Below are 11,699 nucleotides of genomic sequence, written 5' to 3' on the forward strand. Positions count from 1 at the left end.
TCAGTTTTCCCCCTTCTATTGTCGGTGCGGCCAATCCTCGGACCGCCCGCTAAACCCAATACTTGATTCCACACCCAACACACACTTCGAGGAAACACTCATGGCCAAGCAAGCACTCATCGTAGTCGATATCCAGAACGACTACTTCCCCCAAGGCAAATGGCCGCTGGTGGGCGCCGACGCCGCAGCGGACAACGCCGCACGGATGATTCAGGCGTTTCGCGAGGCCGGTGATCCGGTGGTGCATATCCGCCACGAATTCACCTCCGACGCCGCTCCGTTCTTCACACCGGGCTCCGACGGCGCGAAGTTGCACCCCAAAGTCCTGAACCGCGCCGATGAACCGGTAGTACTCAAGCACTTCACCAACTCGTTCCGCGAAACCGAACTCAAGGCCATCCTCGACCAGCAAGGCATCGAGCACCTGGTGGTCGTCGGAAGCATGAGCCACATGTGCATCGACGGCATCACTCGCGCCGCGGCCGACCTGGGCTATACCGTTACCGTCGTCCACGATGCCTGCGCCACCCGTGATCTTGAGTTCAACGGCCTGACGGTTCCGGCAGCCCACGTGCATGCCGCCTTCATGTCGGCCCTGGGTTTTGCTTATGCCAGCGTGGTGTCCACTGACGACTTTCTGGCTGGTTAACATGAACAACCTGTGGGAGCGAGTCTGCTCGCGAAGGCGGCGGCACAATCGATACTGATGTGGCCTGAAACATCGCTTTCGCGAGCAGGCTCGCTTGTATGTTTAGACTTGAAGGGGTGGGCGTGACTAAAGGCTCGATTCCGACTCTCGCCAGTCGAAAAATCTCACGCGTGAGCTATTGAGGTCCGCAAAAATTGCCTGTAGTGTTTCTCACGCGTGAGTTTTTCACAACGGAGTCAGCATCATGAACAGCAGCTCTCCATCAGATCCGCCTGCCGGGTCTGTTACCGATTCAGCGAGCCGCAAGGGAGAGCGCTCGAAACCCACCGCGAAAAAACCATCCAGCTTCTACATGAAGCAGATGCGCGCAGGCCTGGGTGCCGCCGGTTATGTGAAACACGAGACTTGGGTGCTTCCCGAAAACCGAAGCCTGCTCAAGCAAATGGAGAAACAGCTACGCCAACCGATTCTGGCTGGCTCATTCATGTCGGAGAATTACATGAGCGCAGGTAATAACTGGAACATCGATCGCCTCTACAGCGCCCTTCAGGCCCTCGACGAAGTGGTTTCAAACGACATCACCCTCTCCCTCGTTCAAGGCTCCGAGTCCAGCATCAAGCTGGAAATGAACGATTTCGGTGGCTTGCCAATTTACATCGCCGTGGTGGGCGATCAGGTCATCGTCGATACCGTTCTGGTCGATGTCGAGTCCATCAACGACGTGCCGGCATTCAATGATGCCGTGCTGCGCAGCCGGGAAATGTTCCCGCTGTCCTCGATCGGTATCGAGTCCATGCCTAACGGGCAGGTCGTTTACAACATGTTCGGTGCACTGAGCGCAGACTCCAGCCTGACCAACGTCGTGACCGAGGTCAAAACCCTCGTCGACAACGTCCAGCGCGCCAGCGAAGCCTTTGAACGTTTCTTCATCTAATTTTTCGGGAACAGGAAATATCCAATGACTCAGTCCATCTGGAGCAAATTGTTCACCGCGCTGCGTGGCGGTGCCAACGAAGTTGGCGAATCGATCGTCGACCAACAGGCCCTGCGCATTCTCGACCAGGAAATTCGCGATGCTGACAGCGCGCTGGCCAACGCCAAGCGTGAGCTGGTCACCATCATGGCCAAGCACAAACTGTCGGCCGATCGCGTCAGCGAGTACAACGCCAAGATCAAGGACCTGGAATCCAAGGCCCTGGCCGCGATCCAGGCCAACCGCGAAGACCTGGCACTGGAAGTGGCCGAAGCCATTTCGACCCTGACCAATGAACTGGATGTCGAGCAAAAGCAGGCCACCGAATTCGGCGGTTACGCGGACAACATGCGCAAAGACATCACCAAGGCTGAAAGCCGCATCAAAAGCCTGCGTCAGCAAGTGGACATGGCCAAGGCGCGTGAAAGCGTACAGAAAGCCCAGGTCAGTGCTTCGATCGCCAGTGGCGGCGCCAACGGCAAGCTGGAAACCGCCGTCGGTACGCTGAACCGCTTGCAAGCCAAGCAACAGCAACGCGCCGCGGAACTGGAAGCCCAAGACCAACTGGCCGATGCGTCGACCGGCACCGACCTGGAGCGCAAGCTGCGTGAAGCCGGCATCACGCCGAACGAAGGCAGCGCCAATGCGATTCTGGAACGTCTGAAGAAAAAATCGGCTGAGTAACCCGGTTACTGCGCAGAAGAAAGGGCATTCATTGCCTTGATGTCAGTCAGTCAAGCGCACTGAACCTGTGGCGAGGGAGCTTGCTCCCGCTGGGCCGCGAAGCGGTCCCAAAAAAAGGACTGCTGCGCAGTCCAGCGGGAGCAAGCTCCCTCGCCACCATTTTACTCAGCGCTCGTTCTATCTCTTAACTGACAGGCATTAATTCAATGCCCTTCTTTTTGCCGAGTCGAGGTCACGGATGGATGCCCTGAAGGGTTTCAAGACAATCGCAGGCGTGGCCCTCTTCATGGTCGCGCTGCAACTGCTCAATGTGGCGACCGGCTACAGCCTTGTTGCCTTCGGCCTGGTGCCGAGAACACTGCACGGACTGCTCGGCATCATCACCTCGCCTTTCCTGCACGGGTCCTTTGCGCACCTGAGCACCAACCTGATTGCCTTTTTGATTCTCGGTACCCTGGTCATTGTCGAAGGGCTCAACCGGTTCATCGCTGTCAGCGCCATCATTATTCTGCTGGGCGGTTCGCTGATCTGGCTGTTCGGATTTGCAGGCGTACACATCGGTGCCAGCGGTTGGGTATTCGGGCTGTGGGCGTACCTCCTGTCGCGCGCCTGGTTCCAGAGGAGCTGGCGCAACCTGATCACGGCCAGTGTCGTGGTTCTGCTCTATGGCGGCCTGATTTTTGGCTTCTTTCCTCGCCAGGGCGTGTCCTTCGAAGGGCATATCTTTGGTGCGATCGCCGGATTTATTGCCGCCAAGGTACTGTTATCTATGCCGCGCAGCAGGTTTAATGCCGCCCGGTAACCGCATTTGAGCACTCAGACGCCAGAGCGATTACGTCGCCAGGAATGAGCCCCCATGGAGCCAGGGATGTAATGTCGATTTTCCTTTTATTGCGCACGTACGCCGCGTCCTTCTTCCATCGTTTCGGCTGGGCCGGCCTGGCCATCGCGCTGGGCATACACCTGAGCACGGCCTATATCGGCCTGGTGCTTCTGGGCGAACAACACCTCACCGCCCCCGCCACGTTTACCTACTTCTATCTCACCACCACGCTCACCGTCGGCTATGGCGATCTCGCGCCACAGACATCGGCGGGACGAATTTTCGTGGCGACCTGGGTCATGCTCGGGGGCATTGCGCTGCTGACGGCAGCCATCGGCAAAACCACCAGCAGCGTCATTGATGTATGGAGAAAAAGCATGAAGGGCAAAGGTGATTTCACCGGCAAGGTCGGTCACACCGTTCTCATCGGCTGGGAAGGCGCGTCCAGCGAGCGGGTCATTGAATTATTGCTGCAGGACGAAACGTCCAATGACAACCTGATCGTCATTTGCGATTGCGACCTCGAAGAAAACCCCATGCCGGGCAAAGCGGCCTTTATCAAAGGTGAAAGCCTGTCCTCTGCCGCGCTTTTGCTGCGGGCCGGCGTTCCCGGTGCCGAACGCGTCCTGGTGCGAACCCAATCAGACGATCTGACCCTGGCCACCGTGCTGGCGGTCAATCAACTGAGCCCTGTCGGGCATGTGGTCGCCCACTTCAATGAAAGTGAAATCGCCGCGCTCGCCAGCGCCTACGCGCCCAGCCTGGAATGCACTTCAAGCATGGCCATCGAGATGTTAGTGCGTGCCTCTCAGGATCCGGGCTCATCCGTGGTCATCAATGAATTGCTGTGCGTGGGTCAAGGCGCCACCCAATACCTGATGAGACTGCCCGAGACCTTTGAAGCAACGTTCGGCGATCTGTACACACAGATGAAAGAGCGCCACAACGCTACCCTTATCGGCTACCGCGCCAAAGGCGCCCGACAGCCTTCGATCAACCCGCCCGGCGCCACTCGCGTTGAGGGCGGCGAACTCTTCTATATCGCCTCCACTCGCCTCAAGGAAATCACCAATGGGATGGTTTAAACAGTTGATGGGGCTTGAGGCCCCGAAAGCGAATACAGAATCGAAATGGACAGCCAACCAAACCCTGCCCGCCATCGGTCCGCTGGGCCTGACATTGGGCAAAGAGGTGATGTTCGACAGCACCCTGAAGTTGTTGCTCGACGGTAACACCACCGTGGTCATCCCTGGCTCCCAACAGATCTGGAGCGCTGGCACTGTTGATCTCGGGCAGTCGAACTGGCTGTCACGCTATTACATGAACGACGAAGACTACTGGCTGCAAGTGCACACCACTGGCGACATCGCCGGCCAGGTCGAATCGGTGATCCTGTTCAATTACCTCAGTTACGTCACCATCAACAGTGAATCGGAGCTGCGTCGGCTGGCCGGTCCTCAAAACCTGATCGGCCTGCCGACCTACACCCACAACGGTGTCGAATACACCCGCGAATGGGGCACCGAGAGCGGCCAGACAGAACTGGTGGCACTGAGCGAACAGCTGAAAAACCCGGATGAGTCTTACCGCATCGAGCACCGTTCGATGCTGTACGCCCGCGAAACCGGCCTGACCGATCGCCGGGAATTCCTGCTGTTTTCCGTCGAGGAAGACGCCGAAGGCACCATCAGCTTGAGCACTTCGCTGGGCATTTCGCTGTACACCACTGACCTGAACACTTTTTAAAAAGGAAGAAGTCCATGCTTGAAGCGCTCTCCATCTCCCTGAACAAAGCCGCCGTGCTCGGGTTCGTTTCGTACATCCTCGGTGCCGCCGTGCTGTTCGCGCTGTTCCAGTTCATCTACACCCGAATCACCCCGCACAGAGAGTTCGAACTGATCCGCTCGGGCAACGTTGCGGCCGCAATCGCGCTGGGCGGCGCCATCATCGGTTTCGCCATTCCGGCCAGCAATGTGATTGCCTATTCGATCAGCCTTCTGGATTTCGTCGTCTGGGCAGTGATCGCCGCGTTCGTACAACTGCTGGCGTTCCTGGTGACCAGCCTGGTGCTCAAAGGCGCCTCTGAGCGCATTAAAAAGGGCGAAATCGCTGCGGGTATCTATGTCGCGGCAGTGGCCATCAGCGTCGGCATGTTGAACGCCGCGTGCATGACCCCTTCCCAGAACTGATTGCGCCACGGAGATCCCGATGAAACGAAGCAAGTACGTTCAGCTCTCCTTGGCCGCGTCGGTCGCCATGGCGATCTCAGGCTGCGGGCCAACGGAAAAAACCTACGAGATACACAAAAAATACAACTTCCAGTCTGTTCAGCAGTGCGCGGACGAAAAGCTCCCGGTCGATATCTGTTCCGACGCCTACATGAAGGCCATGGCCGAGCATCGCCGCATTGCGCCGGTGTACGACAACAAGACCGATTGCGACGCCGACTTTGTCGCCGACTGGTGCCAGCAGGATTCCGCTGGCAAATTCATCCCCAAACTCGGCGGTTTCGAACTGAACGCCGATGGTGAGGTGACGCAATCCCAGGTGAACGCCGCCAAAGCTCAATTGCCCGCTTCGGAAGCGGCTGCCGCCGGTTCGGGATTCTCCGGTAGCAGCCTGCTGACCGGACTGCTGATCGGCAACATGCTCAGCAACAACCGCAACAGTTTTTACTCCGAACCGGTCTACCGCTATCGCGATGATCGCGGTGACTACTCGTCCTCGACACTCAGCCAACGGGTCTCGACGGGCTCGACCTTCAACAGGTCCAATCAGGTGCGGTACGGCACCAGCAACTACAGCGACACCATCACCCGCAGCAAGGCGGCGTCTGTTGCCTCGGCCACCTCTCGCGGCGGCTTCGGCAGCCAGGCCAGTGCACGCAGTGGCTGGGGTGGATCAAGCAAGAGTTTTGGCGGTTCGAGCAGTTAAGGAAACAGGGCCATGAAGAAAATCCTTTGCGCCGAGCGTCATGACTGGAAACAGACCGCCGAAAGCCTCGGCTTTCTGTTCCATACCATCGACGACGAACCCTATTGGGACGAGAGCGCGTATTACCAGTTCACGCTCAAACAGATCGAGAACGATCTTGAAGACCCAACCACCGAGCTTCATGAGATGTGCATGGACCTGGTGGCCCGCGTGGTTCAGAGCGAGGAGCTGCTGGAGCGCCTGAGCATTCCCGCGCCCTTCTACGACATGGTTCGCACTTCATGGCTCGAAGGCCATCCGCACCTGTATGGGCGCATGGATTTCTCCTACAACGGCAGCGGGCCGGCCAAGTTGCTGGAACTCAACTACGATACGCCGACCAGCCTGTATGAGGCGGCGGCGTTTCAGTGGGGCTGGCTGGAGCAATGCATCGAACGCGGCTTGCTACCCGGGCACGTCGATCAGTTCAACAGCATCGACACCAAGCTGCATCGGGCCTTTGCGCAACTGCAACTCAAACAACCCTTCTATTTCGCCTCAATGAAAGGCTCGGTCGAAGACAAAGGCACCACCGACTACTTGCGCCTGATCGCGGAAAAGGTCGGCATCGAATCGCGACACATCGATATCGAGGACATCGGCCTCACCAACGAAGGACGTTTCGTCGATTTAGAGGATCGCTGGATTCCTCACCTGTTCAAGCTGCATGCCTGGGAGTTCATCTTCCACGAACCCTTTGGTGCAGCGATTGCTCAGAGCGATACACAGTTTTTCGAACCGGCCTGGAAATCGATCATTTCCAACAAGGGCATCTTGCCGCTGCTGTGGGAGTTCAACAAAGGTCATCCGAATCTGCTCGCGGCGCACCTGGATACCGACCCGGGCAAAGCGGTACCCAAAGGTTGGGTGCGCAAGCCGTTCTTCTCCCGGGAAGGTGCCAACATCGAGCTGCAAACCGCCGACGGTCTGATCGTGAAAGAGGACGGCCCCTACACCGACGCGCCGTTTATCCTTCAGGAATTCGCCCCGCTGCCGAAATTTGGCGACAGCTTTACGCTGGTTGGCTCTTGGGTGATCGGCGATCAGGCGGCCGGTATTGGCGTGCGAGAAGACAACAGTTTGATCACCAAGGATTCGAGCCGTTTCTTGCCGCACCTGATACTCGACTGATCCATCCATCGCCGGTGTGGACATAAGTACGATGCCCGCAAGACTTACGGCTGAAATACCGGATAATGGCGGCCAAATCGTCTAGCCCGTTATTCTGGTAATCCCCCATGGAAATCAAGGTCAACTTTCTCGATAACCTTCGACTTGAAGCCAAGTTCGATGACTTCACGGTGGTGGCCGATCAACCTATCCGCTATAAGGGCGATGGCTCGGCACCTGGTCCATTCGACTACTTCCTGGCTTCGTCGGCGTTGTGTGCGGCGTATTTTGTGAAGTTGTACTGCAGCACGCGCAATATCCCCACGGATAACATCCGTCTGTCACAGAACAATATTGTTGACCCGGAAAACCGCTACAACCAGATTTTCAAGATTCAGGTCGAGTTGCCGGCGGACATCTCCGACAAGGATCGTCAGGGCATCCTGCGCTCCATCGACCGTTGCACCGTGAAAAAAGTGGTGCAAGCCGGGCCTGAGTTTGTGATCGAAGAAGTCGAAAACCTCGACGCCGATGCCCAAGCGTTGCTGATGCCCGCTTCTAATTCAGAGGCGCACACTTATATTGCGGGCAAGGACCTGCCGCTGGAGCAGACCATCGCCAATATGTCGGCCATTCTGGCGGACCTGGGCATGAAGATTGAAATCGCCTCATGGCGCAATATCGTGCCCAATGTATGGTCGCTGCATATCCGCGATGCGCACTCGCCGATGTGCTTTACCAACGGCAAGGGCGCGACCAAGGAAGGCGCGTTGGCGTCGGCGTTGGGCGAGTTTATCGAGCGACTCAACTGCAACTTCTTCTACAACGACCAGTTCTGGGGCGAAGACATCGCCAACGCAGCGTTTGTGCACTATCCGGACGAACGCTGGTTCAAGCCTGGCCGAAAAGATGAGCTGCCAACTGAAATTCTCGACGAGTACTGCCTGAAGATTTACAACCGCGACGGCGAGTTGCGTGGCTCCCATCTGATCGATACCAACTCGGGCAATGAAGAGCGCGGCATCTGCTCGCTGCCGTACGTGCGCCAGTCGGACGGCGAGGTGGTGTATTTCCCGTCCAACCTGATTGAAAACCTGTTCCTGAGCAACGGCATGAGTGCCGGTAACACGCTGGCCGAAGCCCAGGTGCAGTGCCTGTCGGAGATCTTTGAGCGCGCGGTAAAACGCGAAATCATCGAAGGTGAATTTGCACTGCCGGATGTGCCAGCCGATGTACTGGCGAAGTACCCCGGGATACTGGCCGGTATTCAGGCGCTGGAAGAGCAAGGGTTCCCCGTGTTGGTGAAGGATGCGTCCCTGGGTGGTGAATTCCCGGTGATGTGCGTCACGTTGATGAACCCGCGTACCGGCGGTGTGTTCGCCTCGTTCGGCGCGCACCCGAGCCTGGAAGTGGCGCTGGAACGCAGCCTGACCGAATTGCTGCAGGGCCGCAGCTTCGAAGGCCTCAACGACTTGCCCCAGCCGACGTTTGAAGGTCATGCAGTGACCGAGCCGAATAACTTCGTCGAGCACTTTATCGACTCCAGCGGCGTGGTGTCGTGGCGCTTCTTCAGTGCCAAATCGGATTACGAATTCGTGGAGTGGGACTTCTCCGGCCAGGGTGAAAACTCGAATACCGAGGAAGCCGCGACCTTGTTCGGCATTCTCGAAGGCATGGGCAAGGAAGTGTACATGGCGGTCTACGAGCATATCGGCGCGAAGGCGTGCCGCATCCTGGTGCCTAACTATTCGGAAATCTATCCCGCGGACGATCTGATCTGGGATAACACCAACAAAGCGCTGTTTTTCCGTGCCGACATCCTGAACCTGCATCGCCTGGACGAAGACGAACTGCAAGCGCTGGTTGAGCGCCTGGTGGAAAGTGAGCTGGACGACTACACCGACATCACCTCCTTGATCGGCATCGAATTTGACGACAATACGGCTTGGGGTCAGCTGACGATCCTGGAGTTGAAGCTGCTGATTTATCTCGCCTTGCAACGGTTTGAAGAGGCAAAAGAGGCGGTGGAAATGTTCCTGCAGTACAACGACAACACGGTTGAGCGTGGCTTGTTCTACCAGGCCGTCAATGTGGTGCTGGAGATGAAGCTGGACGAAGACCTGGAACTGGAAGACTACGAGGCCAATTTCCGCCGGATGTTTGGCAACGAGCGGACGGATGCAGCGATCGGATCGGTGGACGGCAGCGTGCGCTTCCATGGCTTGACGCCGACCAGCATGAAACTGGAGGGGCTCGACAGGCATCTGCGGTTGATCGACAGCTACAAGAAACTGCACTCGGCACGGGCCAATGTAGCCACTTTATTCAATTAACAGCGCCCACAAAAAAGCGAAGCCAGATCACTGGCTTCGCCTTTTTTATTACTGACTGGATAGCTGCTTTTTAGAACGGAATATCGTCATCAAAGCTGTCGAAATCCGGAGCCGGCTGAGGAGCGGCCTGCTGCTGTGGAGCCGGGCGCGACTGTTGCGGTGCCGACTGCTGCGGACGCGGAGCCTGTTGGCGTGGAGCCGGGGCGGACTGCTGGTAGTTATTGCCCCCGCCTTGTTGGTCGCCCTGCTGTGGACGGCCGCCCAACAGTTGCATGGTGCCTTGCATGTCGACCACGATTTCAGTGGTGTAACGCTTGATACCGTCTTTTTCCCACTCGCGGGTCTGCAGCTTGCCTTCGATGTACACCTGCGAACCTTTGCGCAGGTATTCGCCGGCAATTTCGGCCACCTTGCCGAACATAGACACACGGTGCCATTCGGTCTTCTCGACCTTCTGACCGGTTTGCTTGTCGGTCCACTGTTCGCTGGTCGCCAGACTCAGGTTGGTCACGGCGTTACCGTTAGGCAGGTAGCGAACTTCGGGATCCTGGCCGCAAGTGCCGACCAATATGACTTTGTTAACCCCACGGGCCATAACGTTCTCCTAGGCTACGCACGCTGCCTCGGCCGGGTTGTTCACCAGGCGCTCAAGGGTCGTGCGATCCAATAGTTCTGTGTCCAATTTGATGTAAATCGCCGCTTCATCTTCGACGATCACTGCATCTGTTACCCCTACGACGGCCTTCAGGCGCTCGACCAGACCCGCTTCGCGGATCGCCTCGGGCGACAACGGCAAGCGCAGGCTCGTGACGTAAGGTGGTTCGCGCATGGTAACAGCAAAGGCCAGCCAGAGGGCAGCCAGGCCGGCGCATCCGAGGAATACAACCGACAAACCGCCGTGCTGGAACATCCAGCCGCCGAGGATCCCGCCCAGCGCCGAACCGAGGAACTGGCTGGTGGAATAAACCCCCATTGCCGTGCCCTTGCCGCCCGCCGGTGAAACCTTGCTGATCAGCGATGGCAAGGAGGCTTCCAGCAGATTGAACGCAGTGAAGAACACCACCGTACCAATCACCAGAGCCCGCAAGCTATCGCCGAATTGCCAGAAGAATAGCTCAGTGAGCATCAGCGTCACGACGGCGCCGAGCAAAACTCGTTTCATTTTGCGTCGCTTCTCGCCGTAGATAATGAACGGGATCATGGCGAAGAAGGAAATCAGCAGCGCGGTCAGGTACACCCACCAGTGCTGCTCCTTGGGCAGCCCGGCTTTTTCGACCAGGGCCAGGGGCAATGCAACGAAGCTCGACATCAACATCGCGTGCAACACAAAAATGCCCAGGTCCAGGCGCAGCAGGTCCGGATGTTTGAGTGTCGGTATCAGCGCCTGACGCGCGACGCCGGACTCGCGGTGCTGCAACGGCCCGGTTGCACGCGGCACCATGAACATCACGATGACGATGCCGACCAGCGCCATGCCACCGGTGGCGAAGAACAATCCCGACAGGCCGAAGGCTCGGGTCAACAACGGTCCTACAACCATGGCGACAGCGAACGACAGACCAATCGTCATGCCGATCATGGCCATGGCTTTGGTCCGATGCTGTTCCCGGGTCAGGTCTGACAGCAACGCCATGACCGCCGCGGAAATCGCCCCGGCGCCTTGCAGGATGCGTCCGGCGATGACACCCCAGATCGAATCGGCATTGGCCGCCAGCACACTCCCCAGGGCGAAGATGATCAGCCCCAGGTAAATCACCGGACGACGACCGATGCGGTCGGAAATGAAGCCAAAAGGAATCTGAAAGATCGCCTGGGTCAGGCCGTAAGCGCCAATCGCCAACCCGATGAGGGCCGGGGTCGCTCCTGCCAGGTCCATCCCATAGGTCGCCAGAACCGGCAACACCATGAACATGCCAAGCATACGGAAGGCGAACACCAGGGCCAGACCGCTTGCTGCGCGGGTCTCACTGCCACTCATGCGTTCGCTGTGGGGATCGTGCATGGAAAAACCTCATGTGAACCGGCGGCGATTCTACCAGTCCCATCGATTGACGGGGTACATCGCGACGCTTTGACGCGCAGCTTTCATGTATGACTGCAATGCCCTCATTCGATAGTGTGCATCCATCCAGTATTTGGCCGTATACTCCTACG

Annotated in this window: 12 protein-coding genes; 10 read left to right on the plus strand and 2 right to left on the minus strand. The window is 57.8% G+C overall.

The window, feature by feature from the left end; genetic code table 11:
• Window positions 1-100: 100 nt before the first annotated feature.
• The 10 genes from LOY56_RS23505 to LOY56_RS23550 all read left to right on the plus strand — a co-directional run bounded on the left by LOY56_RS23505 (window position 101) and on the right by LOY56_RS23550 (window position 9,545).
• A complete protein-coding gene (locus LOY56_RS23505) occupies window positions 101-649 on the plus strand; it encodes a cysteine hydrolase family protein (RefSeq protein WP_258617417.1) in 549 nt (182 codons plus the stop codon).
• Window positions 650-1,001: 352 nt separating this feature from the next.
• Window positions 1,002-1,583, plus strand: coding sequence for a YjfI family protein (locus LOY56_RS23510; RefSeq protein WP_258622866.1), 582 nt, complete (start codon window positions 1,002-1,004; stop codon window positions 1,581-1,583).
• A 24-nt stretch (window positions 1,584-1,607) separates the two neighbouring features.
• Window positions 1,608-2,306, plus strand: coding sequence for a PspA/IM30 family protein (locus tag LOY56_RS23515; protein ID WP_052967054.1), 699 nt, complete (start codon window positions 1,608-1,610; stop codon window positions 2,304-2,306).
• A gap of 238 nt (window positions 2,307-2,544) precedes the next feature.
• On the plus strand, window positions 2,545-3,108 hold the full coding sequence (locus LOY56_RS23520) for a rhomboid family intramembrane serine protease (RefSeq protein ID WP_258617418.1): 564 nt from the start codon (window positions 2,545-2,547) through the stop codon (window positions 3,106-3,108).
• Between the two features lie 71 nt (window positions 3,109-3,179).
• The gene (locus LOY56_RS23525) at window positions 3,180-4,214 is read left to right on the plus strand and encodes an ion channel (protein WP_258617419.1); all 1,035 of its coding nucleotides are present in this window, start codon (window positions 3,180-3,182) and stop codon (window positions 4,212-4,214) included.
• The gene (locus LOY56_RS23530; protein ID WP_258617420.1) at window positions 4,201-4,875 is read left to right on the plus strand and encodes a YjfK family protein; all 675 of its coding nucleotides are present in this window, start codon (window positions 4,201-4,203) and stop codon (window positions 4,873-4,875) included. Before LOY56_RS23525 ends, LOY56_RS23530 begins: the two co-directional genes overlap by 14 nt.
• A gap of 14 nt (window positions 4,876-4,889) precedes the next feature.
• Window positions 4,890-5,318 (plus strand): DUF350 domain-containing protein, encoded by a 429-nt coding sequence (locus tag LOY56_RS23535; protein WP_258617421.1) that lies wholly within the window; start codon window positions 4,890-4,892, stop codon window positions 5,316-5,318.
• A gap of 19 nt (window positions 5,319-5,337) precedes the next feature.
• Window positions 5,338-6,063: a DUF1190 domain-containing protein gene (locus tag LOY56_RS23540; protein ID WP_258617422.1), complete on the plus strand. Its 726-nt coding sequence runs from the start codon at window positions 5,338-5,340 to the stop codon at window positions 6,061-6,063.
• 12 nt (window positions 6,064-6,075) lie between these two features.
• The gene (locus LOY56_RS23545; RefSeq protein ID WP_258617423.1) at window positions 6,076-7,233 is read left to right on the plus strand and encodes a glutathionylspermidine synthase family protein; all 1,158 of its coding nucleotides are present in this window, start codon (window positions 6,076-6,078) and stop codon (window positions 7,231-7,233) included.
• A gap of 107 nt (window positions 7,234-7,340) precedes the next feature.
• Window positions 7,341-9,545 carry an OsmC domain/YcaO domain-containing protein gene (locus LOY56_RS23550; RefSeq protein WP_258617425.1) on the plus strand — a complete coding sequence of 735 codons (2,205 nt, stop codon included), beginning with the start codon at window positions 7,341-7,343 and terminating at the stop codon, window positions 9,543-9,545.
• Between the two features lie 70 nt (window positions 9,546-9,615).
• On the opposite strand, the gene LOY56_RS23555 is transcribed toward LOY56_RS23550, so the two are convergent.
• Window positions 9,616-10,140: a single-stranded DNA-binding protein gene (locus LOY56_RS23555; RefSeq protein ID WP_007896798.1), complete on the minus strand. Its 525-nt coding sequence runs from the start codon at window positions 10,138-10,140 to the stop codon at window positions 9,616-9,618.
• Window positions 10,141-10,149: 9 nt separating this feature from the next.
• Entirely contained in the window at window positions 10,150-11,547 is a 1,398-nt protein-coding gene (locus LOY56_RS23560; RefSeq protein WP_258617427.1) for an MFS transporter, read from the minus strand.
• Window positions 11,548-11,699: the final 152 nt, after the last annotated feature.

The sequence above is a fragment of the Pseudomonas sp. B21-048 genome (genome assembly GCF_024748615.1).
Classification (GTDB): domain Bacteria; phylum Pseudomonadota; class Gammaproteobacteria; order Pseudomonadales; family Pseudomonadaceae; genus Aquipseudomonas.